The sequence below is a fragment of the Pseudomonas sp. QD4 genome, from assembly GCF_049199125.1.
In the GTDB taxonomy this organism is placed as follows: Bacteria; Pseudomonadota; Gammaproteobacteria; order Pseudomonadales; family Pseudomonadaceae; genus Aquipseudomonas.
Genome location: NZ_JBLZOM010000003.1, coordinates 141678 through 160965, shown reverse-complemented (window position 1 = coordinate 160965; position 19288 = coordinate 141678). Strand labels below are relative to the sequence as shown.

Genomic DNA, 19288 nt, shown 5'->3' with positions numbered 1-19288 from the left:
TCATGGAGAGTCACTCAATGCGTAACCCTTACTTTTCTTCGTTGATCTTTGCATTGCTGGCCGGCGTGGCGGCGACTGTCGTCAACGCTGCTCCTGTCGCCAAATCGCAAACTGAAGCTCCGATCGTTGCTTCAGCTCCCGCAACGGTCGCGGTAACCAAGCTCGATTTGAATACCGCTGATGTAGCAGCATTGCAGCGTGAGCTTTTCGGTGTCGGTGAAACCAAAGCGAAGGCCATCATCGCTTATCGCGAAAGCAATGGCCCGTTCACATCGGTGGATGAATTGCTGGAAGTCAAAGGGATCGGCAAGGTGTTGCTGGAAAAGAACCGCGAGAAACTCGAGGTCAATTGAAGCTGATCTAACGTCTGAAGCCGGTCATTGACCGGCTTTTTTTTGCGTTGGTTTTGGTGAGTGTAGGCAGGCTTTTATTGTGAGCTGAACGTTGCGAGGCGGCGCTGCGCAATGTGGCTGCGGCCAAGATTCCCAAGTGCTTTACGCAAGCCTGTTCAGCTCGATGACGGTGGCGTCTGCTTCAGTTGCTCACGCGCGACATCCAGTATACGTCGAGCTAGCTCGGTGCTTTGCACACTGCGCGACAGTACCAGGGCACCCACCAAGGTCGACATGATCAGCAGGCTTTGATCGTTAGCCTGCTCTGTACCCAGCAAGGCGTTTTGCACTTGCTCAAGTCGGGCCTTGAGGATGGCATCGGTGGTGGGGCTTGGCTGGCCGCGCAAGCCCAGTTCTGCGGACATGGTCGGCAGGGGGCACCCTTGGTGAGGGGAGCTTTGATGCCATTCGGAAAGGTAGTTGTCGATAAAGGCGTGCAGCGGTCGCTGCTCGCTAAACAGCTGGGCGCAATGCTCGTCGAGCTCTGCAGCCGAGGCTTGCAGGGCTTTCTCGACCAGTTCGTCCTTGGACGCGAAATGCGAGTAGAAGCCTCCGTGGGTCAGGCCTAAGGCTTTCATCAGCGGTTGCAGTCCGGTGGCGCCGATACCGTCACGTCGGAAGCGCTGCGAAGCCTCTTTGATGATGCGCTGGTGGGTCTGGGCTTTGTGGTCTGGTGAGTACCGCATCTTAGAAATCTCCACAAACTGAGGCGCCATCTTAACCAAGGTTAATCAGATGGTGACTGTACTTCAAAGTCCCGACGGCCAGCTGTCGGCGGAGTCAGTCCGTTGCTGACGGGATGTGGGTAGTTGGCACGATTAGTGGTTATCTGTTGTTCAGTGATTGTTGAACAATGTCGAGGCGCCCCATGAGTGCAGGTGTGTCACTGGCCGATCAGATCAGGCTCGAATTGCGTGACGATATTATCGGTGGGCGCCTGCTGCCCGGGATGGCGTTGATCGAAAGCGAGCTGGTGGCGGCTTACAACGCTTCGCGCAATACCATCCGCGAAGCCTTGCATCAGCTTGGGCAGGAAGGCTTGACCCGTTATGTGCGCAACAAGGGGGTCATGGTCCGGCGCTTGGGCACGGAAGAAGTACGTGATCTGTTCCAGGTGCGCCGGACGCTGGAGTTGCAGGCCATCGCCAATAGCCGGCCTTTGCGCGACTACCAGTCCGATCGCATGCTCGAATCCATTGAGGCCGCGCAGTTGGCATGGGAGCGTGAAGACTGGCGCTCGGTAGGCACCCATAGCCTGGGTTTCCACCAGCATGTTGTGGGGTTGATGGGCAGTCGGTTGTTCGACGAGTTCTTCACCAACGTTGTGGCACAGATGCGACTGGTGTTTTGTGCCGCCCCGGACGAGCAGCATTTCCAGGCCCCCTGGCTGACGCGGGACCGGCATATCCATGACTTGCTGGCCGAAGGCGACAGGTACCAGGCGGGTGTGGCCATGGAAGGGTATCTGGACGACTCCGAGCGTTTGCTGCTCGACATTCTCAATCAGGCTTCCCGTTAACCCGCGAGGGCTTCAACCATGTACAAGGACTATCCAGCCGCTTATCAGGTGAGCAAAGGCTCTGCTTTGCAGGTAGACACGGCGTTTTATGAGCGGATCCGCGATACACCCGACAAGCGCCGGCTGATCGAGCAGTTCGAGGTTCCGATCCGCACCGGGCGTGCCTGGAAAGTACCCGCCGGGCATGTGTTTCGGGTGACCACCCCGGTGGGGCCTCAGGTTGGCGACTTCAATGTCTGGAATGCCAATGACCCTCGGGAGCGGTTGTGGGCGGCGCGAACCCGGCAATTGCAGGGTGCCCACGTCAGCACCCATGACCGGCTCTGGTCGAATCTCCCGTTTCTGCGGCCGTTGGTCACCATCACCGATGACAGTCTGGCCAGCTACGGCATCGATGAGCATGGTGGCCGGGTGCATGACCTGCTGGGCACGCGCTGCGACCCCTACGTCAACCGGATGCTGACCGGCGAGGACTTCCATCACCATTGCCACTCCAATCTGACCCGCGCCGTGCTGCCCCATGGCCTGACCGAGTTCGATGTGCACGATGTGTTGAATATCTTTCAGTGCACCGGGCTCAACCATGACGACCTGTATTTCATGAAGGCCTGTCCGGCGCAGAAGGGCGACTACCTGGAGTTCTTCGCCGAGATCGACGTGCTGTGTGCGTTGTCGACCTGTCCCGGCGGCGATCTGTCGTTGCCGATGTGGGGGCCGGATGCCCAGGATCCGTTGAGCGTCTGCCGACCGTTGGGGGTGGAGATTTATCAGCTGGAGGAATCGTTGCTCGAGGGTTGGAGCCAACCCGAACGTGCGGCCTATAAGGGGCAGCATGGTCTGCAACTGGCCAGGGCCGATTGGGAATAGCGGCCATTGAAAAGCCCCTTCCTGATCAGGGAAGGGGCTTGAGGTTTAACGGTCTTGCGCTTCCTTGGCATCCATTTGTGCGTTGCGCTCGGCGACGCGTTTACGTTGCTCATCGGTCAGTCCCACCTTGTCGGCGGTGTCGCGCAGCATCATCAAGCCGCCGACGATCGAACCTATAGCAACCACCAGAATCAACCAGGCATACCAGGGCATAGGGCTCTCCTTGATGGCAGGCCGGTGGGCGAAGGGTTCGCCTGCGAGCCTGCCTGTACCACTTTGAGTTAAAGCGTTTCGCAGTGGTTCCATTGTATGCCTGATCAGGCGGGCATGCGTCCGCTCCGTTGTCAGAGCCCGGTGAGCATCGCGTCCGCTGGAGCCTCGGCGCGCAGTTGCGCGGTGAGCTGGAAGTAGATGAAGCCGGCCGCCATGAAACCGAGAAAGATCAGCCCGATCAGGGTGTTGAACCAGGCCATGGCCACCAGGCAAACCACCGCCAGTGCCAGGGCGATGGCGGGTACCAGCGGGTAGCCCGGGGCACGGAAAGTACGTTCCAGGTTGGGCTCGGTTTTGCGCAGCTTGAACAGGCTGAGCATGCTCATGATGTACATCACAATCGCTCCGAACACCGCCATGGTGATCATTGCCGCCGTCAGCGTCATGCCGCCCAGGTTGATCAGGCCGTCACTGTAGATGGCGGCGATACCGATCAGGCCGCCCGCGATGATGGCACGGTGCGGGGTCTGGAAACGTGACAGTCTCGACAGCGATTTGGGCAGGTAGCCGGCGCGGGCGAGGGCGAAGAATTGCCGCGAGTAGCCAAGGATGATGCCGTGGAAGCTCGCCACCAGGCCGAACAGGCCGATCCACACCAACATATGCAGCCATCCCGAGCTTTCGCCGACCACGGTCTTCATTGCCTGGGGCAGCGGGTCATTAATGTTCGACAAGGTGCGCCAGTCACCCACGCCGCCGGCAAAGAACATCACGCCCATGGCCAGTAGCACCAGGGTCAGGATGCCGCTGATGTAGGCCTTGGGAATGGTGCGTTTCGGGTCCTTGGCTTCTTCGGCGGCCATGGCTGCACCTTCGATGGCGAGGAAGAACCAAATGGCGAATGGAATGGCCGCGAACATCCCGGCAATCGCCGGCGCGCCGAAGGTGTCCGAACCGGCCCAGCCATTGAGGGCGAAGTTGCTGAAGCTGAACGCCGGCGCGACCACGCCCATGAACACCAGCAGTTCGGCCACCGCCAGCACGCACACCACCAGTTCGAAGGTGGCGGCCAGTTTCACCCCGAGAATATTCAGCCCCATGAACACCAGGTAGGCGCCGACTGCGGCGTGTTTTGGGTCGAGGGCGGGAAACTGCACGTTCAGGTAGGCGCCAATCGCCAGGGCGATGGCCGGCGGGGCGAAGACGAACTCGATCAAGGTCGCCAGACCCGCAATCAGCCCGCCCTTTTCACCAAAGGCCCGACGGCTGTAGGCAAAGGGCCCGCCGGCATGGGGAATCGCGGTGGTCAGCTCGGTGAAGCTGAATATGAAGCAGGTGTACATGGTCGCGACCATCAGTGAGGTCAGCAGAAACCCCAGGGTCCCGGCCACGCCCCAGCCATAACTCCAGCCGAAGTACTCCCCGGAAATCACCAGGCCGACCGCAATACCCCATAAGTGCAGCGTGCCCAAGGTGGGCTTGAGTTGTGTGTTCATCGCATGCTCCCTGAACGGTTTGAAGTGCTCAGGGGGGAGGGCTGCACCGGCCATGCCAGTCTTGGCCAGTACGTCGCAAAGCTGTGAAAGCTGTCGTATCGAGGATGTTTAGCCCTTTTTCACCCCTGAAAGCGTTCGAAATGGGGCGCCCGCGTGCCTTGCATCGGGGCGCCGCTGTTGGCGTGGCCAATGGTGATCGGCCCCTGGCAGACCGGCGTAAAGGGCATGCAAAGCCACTCTTTACGCTTTCTTTATGCCTGGCCCACCGCGTCGATCTCGTTCCTTTACAGGCTGCCTGCGGACAATGCCCCTACACGCGGCAATCGCCGTAACTCGGAGAAATTCCATGAGCGTTCTGGACGGGGTGTCACTGCTGTTGGCAGTGGGGCTGTTCATTTATCTACTGGTTGCGCTGTTGCGCGCGGATCGGAACTAGGAGCAGCTATGCACAGTTATGACTACGGGCTGATCCTGGCTTTTTTCGCCCTGGTGCTGCTACCGGCGCCGTTGCTGGGACGGTTCTACTACAAGGTAATGGAAGGCCAGCGCACCTGGTTGACACCGGTGCTGGGGCCGGTGGAGCGGGTCTGCTATCGCCTTTCCGGGGTTGATCCACAGACCGAGCAGAGCTGGCAGAAGTACACCCTGGCGTTGCTCGCTTTCAACCTGGCGGGCTTTGTCCTGCTGTTCGCGATCCTGCTGTTCCAGGACCACCTTCCGCTCAATCCGCAGAACCTGCCGGGCCAGGAGTGGACGTTGGCGTTCAACACCGCCATCAGCTTCATGACCAACACTAACTGGCAGAGTTACAGCGGCGAAGCCTCCCTGAGCTACCTGAGCCAGATGGCAGGCCTGACCGTGCAGAACTTCGTCAGCGCCGCCACCGGCCTGGCCGTGCTGGTTGCCTTGTGCCGTGGCATCGGTCGTCGCTCGGCGCAAACCCTGGGTAACTTCTGGGTCGACATGACCCGCGCAACGCTCTATGGCTTGCTGCCGTTGTGCCTGCTGCTGGCGCTGTTCCTGGTGTGGCAGGGCGTGCCTCAGACCTTCGCTCACTATGTGAATGCCCTGACGATGCAGGGCGCCGATCAGGTGATCCCCCTGGGCCCGGCGGCCAGCCAGATCGCCATCAAGCAACTGGGGACCAACGGCGGTGGCTTCTTTGGCGCCAACTCGGCCCACCCATTCGAAAACCCGAGCGCCTGGAGCAACCTGTTCGAGTTGGGCTCGATCATCCTGATCCCGGTGGCCCTGGTGTTTACGTTTGGTCATTACGTCAAGGATCTGCGGCAGAGCCGGGCCATCATCGCCTGCATGCTGGCGTTGTTCCTGATTGGCGGCGCCACCTCGCTGTGGGCTGAATACCAACCCAACCCTGCGCTGAACAATGTGGCGGTGGAGCAGACCGCGCCGCTGGAAGGCAAGGAAGCGCGTTTCGGTACGACCGCCACCGTGCTCTGGTCGGTGACCACCACCGCGGCGTCCAACGGTTCGGTCAACGGCATGCATGACAGCCTCAACCCCCTGAGCGGGATGGTGGCGCTGATCAACATGATGGTTGGCGAAGTGATTTTCGGCGGCGTGGGAGCCGGTCTTTACGGGATGTTGCTCAACGTGTTGATCGCGGTGTTCCTGGCCGGGCTGATGATCGGGCGAACCCCGGAATACCTGGGCAAGAAACTACAGGCCAAGGAAGTGCAATTGCTGGTGGTGACCCTGATGGTGATGCCGATCGGTGTGCTGGTGCTGGGGGCGGTTGCCGCCAGCCTGCCGGTGCCCGCATCGGCCATCAGCAACCCCGGGCCCCATGGTTTCAGCCAGTTGCTCTATGCCTACACCTCGGCCAGTGCCAACAACGGCTCGGCCTTCGCCGGCTTCAGCGCCAACACTGCCTTCCACAACCTGATGCTGGGCCTGGGCATGTTGATCGGGCGCTTCGGCTACATCCTGCCGGTACTGGCCCTGGCCGGTAGCCTGGCGATGAAGAAGACCGCGCCGATTGGCCAGAACAGTTTCCCGACCCATGGCCCGCTGTTCGTCACGCTGCTGACGGTGACCATTTTGCTGGTGGGTGGCCTGACGTTCCTGCCAACCCTGGCACTGGGGCCTATTGCCGAACACCTGAGCATGGCTGCCCTTGGGTTCAAGGGCTGAGGATTAGACGATGAATATGCATGTTCCTGCTGCAAAAAAATCTGCGCCTGATGCTGCTGGCACCACGCCTGGCAGTTCCCGGCCGGCAACCTCGGAGCAGTCGAAAACCGCAATCTCGGCCCTGTGGCGCCCGGCGCTGGTCCAGGCCTTCGTCAAGCTCGACCCGCGCCAGCTCAAACGTTCGCCGGTGATGCTGGTGGTGGAGCTGACCGCGGTCCTGACCACTGTCCTGTGTGTGCTGCCGGACCCTGCGGTACCGACCTTCGTCGCCGCGCAAATCGCTCTGTGGCTGTGGTTTACCGTGCTCTTCGCCAACTTTGCCGAAGCCTTGGCCGAGGGGCGCGGCAAGGCTCGCGCCGACAGCCTCAAGGCGGGCAGCGAAGGCTTGAGCGCCCGGCGGCAAAAGGACGATGGCAGCTTCCAGGTCGTACCCGCCGCCAGCTTGCGCAAGGGTGATGTGGTGCGAGTCGAAGCCGGGGAGATGATCCCGGGTGATGGTGAGGTGATCGAAGGGATTGCCGCGGTCAACGAAGCGGCGATTACCGGGGAGTCGGCCCCCGTGATCCGCGAGTCCGGGGGGGATCGCTCGGCGGTCACCGGCAATACCCGGCTGGTGTCTGACTGGCTGCGTGTGCGGATTACCGCCAACCCCGGCGAGTCGACCCTGGACCGCATGATCGCCTTGGTGGAAGGCGCCAAGCGCCAGAAAACGCCGAATGAGGTGGCGCTGGATATCCTGCTGATCGGCCTGACCCTGATCTTCCTGCTGGTGGTGGTGACCTTGCAGCCCTTTGCCCACTTCGCCAACGGCAGCCTGCCACTGGTGTTTCTGGTGGCGTTGCTGGTGACCTTGATCCCGACCACCATTGGCGGCCTGTTGTCGGCCATCGGCATCGCTGGCATGGACCGCCTGGTGCGCCTGAATGTGATCGCCAAATCCGGGCGAGCGGTGGAGGCGGCGGGGGACGTGCACGTCCTGCTGCTGGACAAGACCGGCACCATCACCTTCGGTAACCGCCGCTGCACCGCGATTCACGCAGCGCCTGGAGTCAGTGCCAAAGAGATGGCCGAGGGCGCGTTATTCGCCTCCCTGGCTGACGACACCGCCGAGGGCAAGTCCATCGTCGAGTACCTGCGCGGGCTTTATCCACAGCCTGAACCGGCGATCGAAGTGCTGACTGCCGTACCGTTCAGCGCAGAAACCCGCTTGTCCGGGGTCGATTACCAGGGGCGGGTCTACCGCAAGGGGGCGGTGGATTCGCTGCTGGCCTTTGTCGGCCTGCAACGCAAGGACCTGCCTGCGGCGCTGTCCCGGGAGATCGACCAGATCGCCCAAAGCGGCGGTACTCCTTTGCTGGTCTGCGCCGAGGGCAAGCTGCTGGGCGCGATCCATCTCAAGGACGTGGTCAAACCGGGCATCCGCGAGCGTTTCGCCGAGCTGCGCAAGCTCGGGATTCGTACCGTGATGGTGACGGGTGACAACCCGCTGACCGCCGCCGCCATTGCGGCCGAAGCCGGTGTCGATGACGTGCTGGCCGAAGCCACGCCGGAGAAGAAGCTGGCGCGGATTCGCCATGAGCAGAATGACGGGCGGCTGGTGGCCATGTGTGGCGATGGCGCCAACGATGCCCCGGCCCTGGCCCAGGCGGATGTCGGCATGGCGATGAACGACGGCACCCAGGCGGCTCGCGAGGCGGCGAACATGGTCGACCTCGACAGCGATCCGACCAAGCTGCTGGACGTGGTGCAGATCGGCAAGGAGCTGCTGGTTACCCGAGGCGCACTGACCACCTTCTCGATTGCCAACGATGTGGCCAAGTACTTCGCGATCCTGCCGGCGTTGTTTGCGGCGATTTATCCACAGCTGGGCGTGCTCAACGTCATGGGGCTGACCAGCCCGCAGAGCGCGATCCTGTCGGCGATCGTGTTCAACGCCCTGATCATCGTCGTGCTGATTCCACTGGCATTGCGTGGGGTGCGGGTGCAGGCAGCCAGTGCGGCCCACCTGCTGCGGCGCAACCTGTTGATTTACGGCGTGGGCGGGATCGTGGTGCCGTTCGTCGGTATCAAGCTGATCGACATGCTGCTGACCGCGCTGCACCTGGTGTAACTCCCCGTTGCAGGGGCCGGCTGACCCGCCTGCTCCTGCCGGGATCGGACTTGATGAATCGAGGATTGAATGATGTCTAGCGTATTGCGTCCGGCCTTGAGCCTGATGGTATTGATGGCCCTGATCACCGGTGTCGCCTATCCACTGGTTGTGACCGGGGTCGCCCAGTTGGCCTTCCCGGACCAGGCCAACGGCAGCCTGGTGCGTGACGCCGACGGCAAGGTGCGTGGCTCGGCCCTGATCGCCCAGGATTTTGTCGGCGATGCCTGGTTCCATCCGCGTCCTTCTGCAGGCGCTTTTGCCACGGTTTCCAGCAGCGCCAGCAACCTGGCACCGAGCAACCCGGCCCTTGCCTCGCGGGTGATCGATGACGCCAACAAACTGCTGGTGCCTGGCCAGGGACCGGTGCCCCTGGCCTTGCTCACCACCTCTGGCAGTGGCCTGGATCCGCACTTGCCTCCGGCCGCGATTACCTATCAACTGGCGCGGGTTGCGGCGGCGCGCAACCTGCCCCAGGCCAAGGTCCAAGCGCTGGTGGACACGCTGGTCGAGCAGCCGCTGATAGGCCCTCCAGTGGTCAATGTGCTGGCCCTGAATCGGGCCCTGGAAACCTTGTAGGCACAGGCGCGGCTGTTTACTGCCGCTGCGTTGATTAACTTTTTTGTTGCAGAGAGTTCCGCCCATGAGCGATTCCGGCCGCGCCGACGCGCTGTTAGCTGATCTGCCCCGCGATGGACGCGGTCGGCTCAAGGTTTTTCTGGGCGCCGCACCGGGCGTGGGCAAGACCTACGCCATGTTGCAGGCGGCCCATGCGCAGCTGCGCCAGGGGGTGAAGGTCCTGGCCGGGGTGGTCGAGACCCACGGCCGCGCAGAAACCGAAGCCTTGCTCGGCGGCCTGCCGCAACAGCCGCTGGTGCGCTCCGATTATCGCGGGGTGATGCTGGAAGAGATGGACCTCGACGGGTTGCTCAAGGCTCGGCCCAAGCTGGTACTGGTAGACGAGTTGGCCCACAGCAACGCCCCCGGCAGTCGCCATGCCAAGCGTTGGCAGGACATCCAGGAACTGCTGGCAGCCGGGATTGACGTGTTCACCACGGTCAACGTGCAACACCTCGAAAGCCTCAACGATCAGGTGCGCGGAATCACCGGTGTGCAGGTGCGCGAAACCTTGCCTGACTGGGTGCTGCAGGAAGCCTATGAGCTGCTGCTGGTCGACCTGCCGCCCCGAGAACTGTTGGAGCGCCTGCGCGATGGCAAGGTCTACGTGCCGGAGCAGGCGCGGGCGGCCATCGATGCCTTCTTTACCCAAACCAACCTCACTGCCTTGCGCGAGTTGGCGATGCAGACCGCGGCGGCCCAGGTCGACGATGACCTGGCCCAGGGCTATCGGCAGCTGGGGCAGGCGGCGCCGGCCGTGCGCGGCCGATTACTGGTCGGGGTCGATGGTGATGCCCAGGCCGAACGCCTGGTGCGGCATGCGAGCCGGGTGGCACAACGTCGGCACCTGCCCTGGAGCATGGTGCATGTCGACAACGGCAGTGTGCGTGACGAGCAGTCGCGCCTGCGCTTGCAGGCGGCGCAGCAATTGGCCGAGCGCCTGGGCGGTGAAGTGGTGTTGCTGCGCGCCGCCGAAGTGGCGAAAACCCTGATTCAGCATGCGGCGGAGCGGCGGGCGAGCCTGGTGCTGGTCGGCCAGTCCAGTCATCGCCTGCGCCGACGCTGGTTCGGCGGCGGGCTGGCGGCGCGTTTGCTGCGTCAGGCCAGCGGCCTGGAAATCAACGTCCTGGACAGCGAAGCACAACCGCATCAGCCACGGCTGCGCCCTGAGCAATCTGTGGCCTGGTTCGACTACGGGTTGGCGCTGCTGGCTACGGCCTTGGCCAGTGCCCTGGCCTGGGCGGTGGCCAGTGTGCTGCCGCTGCCCAACATCTCCCTGGTGTTTCTGGCCGCGGTGTTGCTGGTGGCGGTGCGCAGCAGCTTGGGGCCGGCGCTGGCGTGCGCGGTGCTGTCGTTTCTGACCTATGACTTCCTGTTTATCCCGCCCAGTTTTTCCTTCTCGATCCAGCGCGAAGAGGATGTATTGACCCTGGTGTTCTTCCTCATGATGGCGGCCCTGACCGGTAACCTGGCTGCCCGCCAGCGCCGCCAGTTGCAGGCATTGCGTGATACCCAGGAAGAAACCAGCGAGCTGTTGGATCTGTCGCGCAAACTGACCGCGGCTACCGATCGCCAGGCGGTGATCAGCGCTGCGGCCCAGCACTTGAACGGCTGGAAGGACTTGAAACTGTGCCTGCTCAACCGCGACGGGCAGGGTGACTGGAAGGTGGAAACCGGTGGCCCGCTGCAGTTTTCCGAAGCCGAGCGTGCGGCTGCCGATTGGGCTTGGCAGCATGACCAGCCGGCCGGCCATGGCACCGGTACCTTGCCTTTTGGACGCTGGTGGTGGTGGCCGCTGTCGGTGGACGAAGGTCCGCTGGCCTTGTTGGGGGTTTGCCCGAAAGAGGGCACGGAACTTACCGGGCAACGTCGGCGGTTATTGACCGCCTTGAGTCAGCCGCTGGCCCAGGCGCTGGCTCGGGCGCAACTGGCCGAAGACCTGGAAGCCGCCAGGCTGCACGGCGAAACCGAACAGCTGCGCAGCGCCTTGCTGGCCTCGGTGTCCCATGACCTGCGCACTCCCCTGACCTCGATGCGCGGCAGCATCGACAGCTTGCTCGCGCTGGGCGAGGCGATTCCGCTGGAGGACCGCCGCGAATTGCTGGAGGGCACCCGTGACGAAGCCGAGCGCCTGGACCGCTACATCCAGAACTTGCTGGACATGACCCGCCTCGGCCATGGTGCCCTGAAGCTGGCACGGGACTGGGTGGCCCCCGGGGATATCGTCGGCAGTGCAATGAACCGCCTGCGGGCCGTGCTCGCCCCCTTGCAAGTCAGCACCGATGTGCCCGCGCAGTTGCCGCTGTTGTATGTGCATGCGGCCTTGATCGAACAGGCGCTGGTGAATGTGCTGGAGAACGCCGCGCGGTTCTCTCCCGCCCACGGTCGTTTGCAGTTGAGCGTCGGTGCGAGTGAAAGCGAACTGTGGTTTGCCGTGAGCGATGAGGGGCCGGGTATTCCCCAGGACGAGCGGGAAAAAATCTTCGATATGTTTTACACCGCCGCCCGGGGTGACCGAGGCGGTCAGGGCACCGGCCTGGGGCTGGCGATCTGTCAGGGCATGGTCGGTGCCCACGGTGGGCACATCAGCGTCGCCGAAGGCATTGAGGGACGTGGCACCTGTATTACCCTGTTCCTGCCGTTGCCGACGCAACCTGCCGCCGAGGCCCAGGTGTGATTGGCTGTCCGGCATCGCCCAGGCCAGGCCCGCGCAGGCAGCGCTGGGCTACTCTTTTGCAACTTATTTGTCTTGAATGGAAATCATGAGCCAGACCGCGACCATCCTGGTCATTGACGACGAACCGCAGATTCGCAAATTTCTGCGCATCAGCCTGGCCTCCCAAGGCTACAAAGTGATCGAGGCCGGCACTGGCAATGAAGGGCTGGCCCAGGCCGCGCTGAACAAGCCGGACCTGCTGGTGCTCGACCTGGGCCTGCCGGACATGGACGGGCAGCAGGTGCTGCGCGAGTTTCGCGAATGGTCGAGTGTGCCGGTGCTGGTGCTCTCGGTGCGTGCCAGTGAAATCCAGAAAGTTGAAGCACTGGACGGTGGTGCCAACGATTACGTGACCAAGCCCTTTGGGATCCAGGAGTTTCTGGCGCGCGTCCGAGCCCTGTTACGTCAGGCGCCTGTCGGTGAAGGGCAGGAAGCCGCGCTGAGCTTCGGACCCTTGACCGTGGACCTGGCCTATCGCCGGGTGCTGCTCGAGGGCGTGGAAGTGGCCCTGACCCGCAAGGAGTACGCGGTGCTGGCGCAACTGGCGCGTCACCCAGGGCGGGTGATTACCCAGCAGCAGTTGCTCAAGGACATCTGGGGCCCGACCCATACTGAAGACAGTCACTACCTGCGGATCGTGGTCGGGCACTTGCGCCAGAAGCTGGCGGACGATCCGGCCCGTCCACGTTTTATCCTCACCGAAGCCGGGATCGGCTATCGCTTGTTGAACGCTGAGTCCTGAGCGTCCAGGCGTTCGGTGCTCAGTTCTGCTCGCTTTCGTAGCGGTCCAGGGTATCGCTGGCGATTTCCCGGCCCAGGGCGATCAGCTCCGGCGCCTTGTAGAACTCGAAAAAACGGCAGACGCGCTTGGGCACGTTGATCAGGATATCCGGCGGGTAGCCCGCGATTTTGTACTGGGCCAGGGAGGTCTGCATCACCTCGAAGCTCTGGTTGATCAGGTCCAGCAGCGAGGCCGGGCCGACGTTATCGATGATGAAGGATCCGGTGGCAGACTTCGGCGCCCCTTCACTTTCCGGTGCTGCCGCCGGTTGCTGGGCTTCGGGCTGGGCCGATTCGATCCAGGGATTGATCTCCGCTGCCTCGGCCTTCAAGGCTTCTTGCTCGATAAGCAGCAGCTGTTCGGCCTGCTTGCGGCGAAAGGGCATGTGCGAACCCAGGGAACTGATCAGGTTGTCGAAGCGACTCTTGAAGGCCGGAGGGCGTTGAATCACCGGCAATTGATAGTGGCGCTGGTTGGTCGAGTTGAGGTTGACGGCGATGATCAGGTCGCAATGGCTGGACACCACCGGCACGATCGGCAGCGGATTGAGCAGGCCGCCATCCACCAGCATGCGGTTACCTTGCATGACCGGAGTGAACAGGCTGGGGATGGCTGCCGAAGCGCGCATGGCCTGGTGCAGGCAGCCTTCCTGGAACCAGATTTCCTGTTGGTTGGTCAAGTCGGTGGCGACGGCGGTGTAAGGGATTCGCAAGTCTTCGATGTTGATTTCGCCGACGATTTTGCGGATCTGGCCGAAAACCTTCTCGCCGCGAATCGCGCCCAGGCGAAAGCTGACGTCCACCAGGCGCAGTACGTCTAGGTAATCCAGGCTCTCGATCCATTCTCGATAATCGTTGAGCTTGCCGGCGGCGTAGATCCCGCCAACCACCGCGCCCATGGAGCAGCCGGCGATGCAGGCGATGTCATAGCCACGCCGTTCGATTTCCTCGATCACCCCGATGTGGGCGTATCCCCGGGCGCCACCTGAGCCCAGAACCAGTGCAACACGCTTCTTCATGACTCGACCCTTAGGCAAACAGGCTCCAACAATGCACCCTTCGAGGGGGGCTGTTCAATCGTGGCCTGTATTGCGCTGCAGCGCGCGGTTTACCTAGGGGGCCGCAGCGCATGCAGCTATGCTGGCGCACGCTATATTTCCCGGGGGCTATCAAGGCACTTTTTTCGGTGCCGATCGTCTGATCTTGTACGACTGTGTTTTATTCCTGAGGTGTCATCGATGAAAGCCTGGATCTGTCTGCCCCTGATTGTGTTGGCACTGGCCGGTTGCGCCGGCAAAACCGCTTACCGCGACACCTGCGGCACGCAACTGGATGCGGCCTGGCATGAACTGGACCTGGCCAAGGCTGAAGGCTTTGCCGGTACCGTCAGCTACTCTAAGGCGTTGTCCCTGCTGACCGGGGCCAAGACCCAGCAACAATTTGAGGCCTTTGAAGGTTGCGCCAGCAAGGCCGAGAAGGCACGGTTCTACATCCGCGAGTCCCGCGCTGGCCGTTGATGCAATCACTGCTGCCGTGTGAGGTCGGGGAAGGGCCACCACCGCTGGCCGGCATGACGCAGCGCAATGCTGCATGCTGGTCGGCGGTGTCATTCTGAGGGAAACAGGTTGGGCCGTTCAGAGGCTGCAGCCGTGAATGCTCGATGCGGGAGTCAATGATGTCAGCCCTGGTTGATCGATTGGTGGCTCAGGTCCTGAGCCTGGAAGTGCGTTTGCTGGCCTGTCAGGCCCGGCTGGCGGCAAGTACGGATCCCGAAGCACTGCATGACTTGCGCATTACCGTGCGGCGCTTGCGCAGCTTGTTGCGACCCCTGCGCGGTTTGCCTGGGGTGGAGCAACTCGAGGCGGCAGCGGGGGAGGTCGGTCAATTGACCACGCCCTTGCGGGATCGCGAAGTGCTGGCGGCCTATCTGCATCAGCACGGGCAGCATCAGGCCGCTGATCGGCGTACCGCGCAACTGGCCCAGGAGCTTCCGGCCGTCGCAACCGGGCCGCAAGTGCAGCAGTTGCTGATGGTGCTCGATGCGTTCCCACGGTTTTTGCGGGCGTCCGAGCGGCAGGGCATCTTGCGCAGCTTGCGCCAGCGCATCGAAAAACGCCTGGCCAAACAGTGGAAAGCGCTGGATGTGGCATTGCATGACCCCGCCCATGATCGACACCGCCTGCGCCTGTTGATCAAACGCGTACGCTACGCCGCTGATGCCTACCCCGAACTCGATCGTTTGCCGGCCAAGGCGATGTCCCGGCTCAAGGCGGCCCAGGGGGCACTGGGCGATTGGCATGACTGCTGGCAGTGGCTGGCGCAGGCTGAGCAGCAACCGGACTTGCAGCCCTGCGTGGGCGTCTGGCGCAGCACCATGCTCAAGGCGCAAACCCGCGCTGACCGGGTGCTGGACAAACTCAGCGGCGATTGTTTCAAGTCCTGACCATGCGTTGACGGCTCATCTGTCCGCTTGTTTGGCGGGAATAAGTGCTGTGCCCCTGCTTTTGGCTGGTTACTATCCTCGAGTTCTTTTCCGCTCTCGAGGTTTCCATGCGCTTTTTCGATTTGCTTGATGCCGTTCGCCAGAATCCCCAGCAGCTGTCTATCCCGGTCGAGTGGGCCCAGGGGCGGGCGAGTTTTGGTGGCCTGGTGGTGGCCTTGCAGTACGAAGCCATGCGCGCCAAGGTTCCGGCCGATCGTCCTGTACGTTCGTTGGCCATCACCTTTGTCGGGCCGGTCGAGCCGGATGTGCCGGTGAGTTTCGAAGTGGATGTGCTACGTGAGGGCAAGGCCGTCAGCCAGGTACTGGGCCGGGCGATGCAGAACGGGCAGGTGGTGACCCTGGTGCAGGGGAGTTTCGGTGCTTCCCGGGCCTCCGAAGTCAGCGTCGAGGCGCAACCGGCACCGGAAATGAAACACTGGGATGAGTGCCAGGAGCTGCCCTATATCAAAGGGGTAACGCCCGAGTTCATGCGCCACCTGGCCATGCGCTGGAGCATCGGCGGCCTGCCCTTTACCGGTAATCAATCCCGTGACATGGGTGGTTGGGTGCGCTTGCGCGGAGACGTGAAGGAAGAGCCGCTGACCGAGGCGCATATTCTCGCCCTGGTCGATGCCTGGCCGCCGGCGTTGTTGCCGCACCTGCGCAAACCGGCGGCGGGCAGCACCCTGACCTGGACGATTGAATTCGTTCAGCCGTTGCTGGAGTTGAGCACCCTGGACTGGTGCAAGTATTGCGTGCACATCGAGCATGCACGCGACGGTTATGGCCATGCCGCCGCCGCGCTGTGGAGCCCGGAAGGCGGATTGATCGCCTTGAGCCGGCAAACGGTGACGATTTTCGCCTGAGTCCTTTGCTGCCGAGTGGCACGGGTATCGCCCGGCCACCCGGCGGCAATGAACACTGGTCGCTAACAGGGTTGCCAGTAACCTGGCGAATAGCCCTGTCAGTGCCGGACCGCCCGCAACTTCAGGCTTCCAGGCTGTGAACACGACGTTGCAGCGACAGAGCGGCGACTACCGCGACTGCGCCGATGGCAACGCTGACCGCGCTGGGCGCGAACACCCCTGATGCAATCAGCAGGAAACCCACGATAAATAACGGGCCTGCAATCAACTGCAATACCAGGTTGGCCGAGTTGCGATGGCTTTCCGGGGTGGTGCGCCATTGCCATGCGGGGATGTTGGGATGACGTTTGCCCATGGTGTCCTCCTTAATTCATGTGTTGAAGCCGATGAATCAAGAATAGGGGCGACGCTGAGCAACATCGAATCAAGCGTTGCTATCGGGTTGATAGGCTATTGGGGGGATTCACACCGGCCAAGTTCCAGGCCTTGCGGCCAACCCATAATCTTGCAGGGCTGGGCTGGCCGATGACCTGCGATTAAAGCTTCAGCTGTCCGATAGCCTTGCTCAAGGCTCCGGCCAGGGTCGCCAGTTCATTGCTGGTGGTGGCCGAGTCGACGGTTTGCTGCACAGTGTTTTCAGTCACATCACGGATACTGACCACCGCACGATTCATCTCTTCCGCCACTTGGCTCTGTTGCTCGGCGGCCACCGCGATCTGGGTATTGCTTTCACGCATCTGCGCCACGGCACTGGTTATTTCGGCCAGTGCGACTCCAGCCTCCTGAGCCTGTTGCACACAGTCGTCAGCCTTGAACGAGCTTTCCTGCATGAAGTCCACCGCATCGCGGGTACCGGCCTGCAAGGCGGAAACCATGGTGGTGATCTCATCGGTTGAGCTTTGTACGCGCTTGGCCAGGTTACGCACCTCGTCGGCAACCACTGCAAAACCACGCCCCATTTCCCCGGCGCGGGCCGCTTCGATCGCGGCGTTGAGGGCCAGCAGGTTGGTCTGTTCGGCGATGCTGTGAATCACACTGACCACGCCGTTGATTTTCTGGCTGTCTTCGGCCAGGCGCTGGATCATCTCGGCGGTCTGCTGTACGCCACTGGACAGCCCAGCGATGGATTTCTGCACGCGACTGACCACCTCCTGGCCACTGCCAGCCAATGTATCGGCAGTCTGAGACAGGTCGCGGGTTGCGCCGGCATGTTGGGCGATGTGGTAGACCGTGGCCGACATTTCATTGATCGCGGTAGCCGCCTGGTCGGTCTCACTTTGCTGGCCGAGCATGCCATGGCGTACGTCGTTCATGCTCGACGCCAGGCGCGCGGCACCCACATCCAACTGCCGGGCGGTATCGGCCACGGTGTTGACCACGCGCTGATAGCCGGCCTGCATGGCGTTGAACGCTGTCGCCATCTGCCCGACTTCATCTTTGCAGGCCAGGGGAACACGGGCCGCCAGGTCGCCGGTCTTTTCAACATGCAACATCACGTCTTTGAGTGTGTTGAGTTGGCTCAGCAGAAAGCGGATCAACAGTTGCGAGGCGCACAGCATGGCGAACATCAGGATGAATACAGCAGCGGCGTAGTTGGTGAAGCGCTCGCTGAACACCTGACTCAGGCTCGGGCCGTAGGCGAGTACCGCGATCTGCTGGCCATCGGCGCGACTGATGACTTCAGCGCCCATCAGTGGGTTATCGCCGAACAAGGGCATATGGCTGAACTCGACCCAGCCCTTGGCCCCGTTCAGCTCGGGTAATGGGCGATCGTTGAGAGAGGGCGTCTGCCCGGGCTGAAAACTCAGTAGATGATCGGCGCGGGGCAAAGCCTGCCCGGCCGGCCAGGCGCTGAGCAGCCGTGCCTGGGCTTGAGCGGCACCCTGAGACGCCTGGCTGCGAGCCTGCTGCTCCAGTTGTACGGCGTACAGCACCAGCAGCAGGGTAGTAACGAAGGCGACCGCATTGACCGCCCAGAATTTGTACTTCAGCGAGATATTGCTAAGCCAGGCACCCATGGAAGGTCTTCTCTGATTGAGCGAAACAGTATTGGCAAGGTGCCATTATTGTGCCGCTACTTGCTCAGACAAATCTTGATGTGGGTCAAGCAATATCCGGCAAGCCGAAGAATGCCCGGGAGCAGGCGGTGCTGTGGGCGGCCAGTTCCTCTTGGCTTTCGTTGCGATGCAAGGCCACTTCGCGCAGCACCTCCATCAGGTAGGCTGGTTCGTTGCGGCCATTTTTAGGCTTGGGACGAAGGCTGCGTGGCAGCAGGTAGGGCGCGTCGCTTTCCAGCATCAGGCGACCCCGGGGAATTTCCCGAACCAGCGGGTGCAAATGTGTGCCACGGCGCTCGTCGCAGATCCAGCCAGTGATACCAATATGCAAGTCCAGGTCGAGGTAGCTGAACAGCGCGCGCTGCTCGCCGGTAAAGCAGTGCACCACCGCGGCGGGCAAGCGATCGCGGAAGTCGCGCAGAATGTCCAGCATGCGCTGATTGGCGTCGCGTTCATGGAGGAACACCGGTAGCTGCAAGTCTGCGGCCAGGGCCAAATGCTCTTCCAGCACCTTTTCCTGCTGCGGGCGTGGTGAGAAGTCTCGATTGAAATCCAGACCGCATTCTCCCACTGCACGCACCTGGGTCTCATTGAGCAGGGCGCGCAGGCGGCGGGCACTGTCAGCATTCCAGTCACTGGCCGAGTGGGGATGGATACCGGCGGTGGTGAACAGCCGTTGGCCGCTTTCGTCCAACTGGTGGGCCAATTCCAACGCCTGTTCACTGCCCTCGACGCTGGTACCGGTCAGGACCAATTGGCACACGCCTGCCGCGTACGCCCGGTCGAGAACGGCCTGGTGCTTTTCGGCGAAACTTGGGTTGGTCAGGTTGACGCCGATATCGATGAGTTGCATGGTGTACCTCCGCCTGCGGCCGGAAAGCATATCAGAGCTGTAGATTTATAAGAAAAGCCAAGAACTACAACGAGTTAAAGCTGTCTTTTGCTGTCGGAAGTTAGCTTCGGTTGGTAACCCAGCCAT

18 protein-coding genes and 1 pseudogene are annotated in these 19288 nt (G+C 62.1%); 12 read left to right on the top strand and 7 right to left on the bottom strand.

Annotated elements, in window-relative coordinates:
• Positions 1-17: 17 nt before the first annotated feature.
• Positions 18-353, top strand: coding sequence for a ComEA family DNA-binding protein (locus tag ACOZJV_RS20975; protein WP_078470701.1), 336 nt, complete (start codon positions 18-20; stop codon positions 351-353).
• Between the two features lie 155 nt (positions 354-508).
• On the opposite strand, the gene ACOZJV_RS20970 is transcribed toward ACOZJV_RS20975, so the two are convergent.
• A complete protein-coding gene (locus ACOZJV_RS20970; RefSeq protein ID WP_078470700.1) occupies positions 509-1078 on the bottom strand; it encodes a TetR/AcrR family transcriptional regulator in 570 nt (189 codons plus the stop codon).
• A gap of 182 nt (positions 1079-1260) precedes the next feature.
• Here ACOZJV_RS20970 and ACOZJV_RS20965 point away from each other — a divergent pair, with 182 nt between their 5' ends.
• Together ACOZJV_RS20965 and ACOZJV_RS20960 are read left to right on the top strand one after the other, a co-directional pair.
• Complete coding sequence (locus tag ACOZJV_RS20965; protein ID WP_421548397.1) at positions 1261-1911, top strand: GntR family transcriptional regulator; 651 nt, start codon at positions 1261-1263, stop codon at positions 1909-1911.
• Positions 1912-1929: 18 nt separating this feature from the next.
• Entirely contained in the window at positions 1930-2778 is an 849-nt protein-coding gene (locus ACOZJV_RS20960; protein WP_078470698.1) for an urea carboxylase-associated family protein, read from the top strand.
• 45 nt (positions 2779-2823) lie between these two features.
• Here ACOZJV_RS20960 and ACOZJV_RS20955 read toward each other — a convergent pair whose 3' ends face one another.
• The gene (locus tag ACOZJV_RS20955; protein ID WP_421548396.1) at positions 2824-2991 is read right to left on the bottom strand and encodes a DUF2897 family protein; all 168 of its coding nucleotides are present in this window, start codon (positions 2989-2991) and stop codon (positions 2824-2826) included.
• A gap of 131 nt (positions 2992-3122) precedes the next feature.
• Positions 3123-4487: an ethanolamine permease gene (gene eat / locus ACOZJV_RS20950; RefSeq protein ID WP_421548395.1), complete on the bottom strand. Its 1365-nt coding sequence runs from the start codon at positions 4485-4487 to the stop codon at positions 3123-3125.
• Positions 4488-4833: 346 nt separating this feature from the next.
• Between eat and kdpF the strand changes: the two genes are divergently transcribed.
• The 6 genes from kdpF (at position 4834) to ACOZJV_RS20920 (ending at position 12866) form a co-directional block, all read left to right on the top strand.
• Entirely contained in the window at positions 4834-4923 is a 90-nt protein-coding gene (gene kdpF / locus ACOZJV_RS20945) for a K(+)-transporting ATPase subunit F (protein WP_007899818.1), read from the top strand.
• Between the two features lie 8 nt (positions 4924-4931).
• Positions 4932-6641, top strand: a complete 1710-nt coding sequence (kdpA, locus tag ACOZJV_RS20940) for a potassium-transporting ATPase subunit KdpA (protein ID WP_020299655.1) — start codon at positions 4932-4934, stop codon at positions 6639-6641.
• A 16-nt stretch (positions 6642-6657) separates the two neighbouring features.
• Positions 6658-8751 carry a potassium-transporting ATPase subunit KdpB gene (gene kdpB, locus ACOZJV_RS20935; RefSeq protein WP_421548587.1) on the top strand — a complete coding sequence of 698 codons (2094 nt, stop codon included), beginning with the start codon at positions 6658-6660 and terminating at the stop codon, positions 8749-8751.
• Between the two features lie 72 nt (positions 8752-8823).
• Positions 8824-9369 carry a potassium-transporting ATPase subunit KdpC gene (gene kdpC, locus ACOZJV_RS20930; protein WP_421548394.1) on the top strand — a complete coding sequence of 182 codons (546 nt, stop codon included), beginning with the start codon at positions 8824-8826 and terminating at the stop codon, positions 9367-9369.
• A 64-nt stretch (positions 9370-9433) separates the two neighbouring features.
• On the top strand, positions 9434-12085 hold the full coding sequence (locus ACOZJV_RS20925; protein WP_421548393.1) for a DUF4118 domain-containing protein: 2652 nt from the start codon (positions 9434-9436) through the stop codon (positions 12083-12085).
• Between the two features lie 85 nt (positions 12086-12170).
• Positions 12171-12866 carry a response regulator gene (locus ACOZJV_RS20920; RefSeq protein ID WP_020299659.1) on the top strand — a complete coding sequence of 232 codons (696 nt, stop codon included), beginning with the start codon at positions 12171-12173 and terminating at the stop codon, positions 12864-12866.
• Positions 12867-12885: 19 nt separating this feature from the next.
• On the opposite strand, the gene ACOZJV_RS20915 is transcribed toward ACOZJV_RS20920, so the two are convergent.
• Positions 12886-13923, bottom strand: coding sequence for a patatin-like phospholipase family protein (locus ACOZJV_RS20915; RefSeq protein ID WP_020299660.1), 1038 nt, complete (start codon positions 13921-13923; stop codon positions 12886-12888).
• Between the two features lie 219 nt (positions 13924-14142).
• Here ACOZJV_RS20915 and ACOZJV_RS20910 point away from each other — a divergent pair, with 219 nt between their 5' ends.
• From ACOZJV_RS20910 to ACOZJV_RS20900, 3 genes are all read left to right on the top strand, one after another.
• Positions 14143-14421, top strand: coding sequence for a hypothetical protein (locus tag ACOZJV_RS20910; RefSeq protein WP_020299661.1), 279 nt, complete (start codon positions 14143-14145; stop codon positions 14419-14421).
• A 158-nt stretch (positions 14422-14579) separates the two neighbouring features.
• Complete coding sequence (locus ACOZJV_RS20905; RefSeq protein ID WP_421548392.1) at positions 14580-15347, top strand: CHAD domain-containing protein; 768 nt, start codon at positions 14580-14582, stop codon at positions 15345-15347.
• Positions 15348-15454: 107 nt separating this feature from the next.
• Positions 15455-16252, top strand: coding sequence for an acyl-CoA thioesterase (locus ACOZJV_RS20900; RefSeq protein WP_421548391.1), 798 nt, complete (start codon positions 15455-15457; stop codon positions 16250-16252).
• A 124-nt stretch (positions 16253-16376) separates the two neighbouring features.
• On the opposite strand, the pseudogene ACOZJV_RS20895 reads toward ACOZJV_RS20900, so the two are convergent.
• The 3 genes and pseudogenes from ACOZJV_RS20895 to ACOZJV_RS20885 all read right to left on the bottom strand — a co-directional run.
• A pseudogene (locus ACOZJV_RS20895) lies at positions 16377-16607 on the bottom strand (terminase); the annotation flags it as partial.
• A gap of 181 nt (positions 16608-16788) precedes the next feature.
• Positions 16789-18270 (bottom strand): methyl-accepting chemotaxis protein, encoded by a 1482-nt coding sequence (locus ACOZJV_RS20890; RefSeq protein ID WP_078470688.1) that lies wholly within the window; start codon positions 18268-18270, stop codon positions 16789-16791.
• 85 nt (positions 18271-18355) lie between these two features.
• Positions 18356-19162, bottom strand: coding sequence for a TatD family hydrolase (locus ACOZJV_RS20885; RefSeq protein ID WP_421548390.1), 807 nt, complete (start codon positions 19160-19162; stop codon positions 18356-18358).
• Positions 19163-19288: the final 126 nt, after the last annotated feature.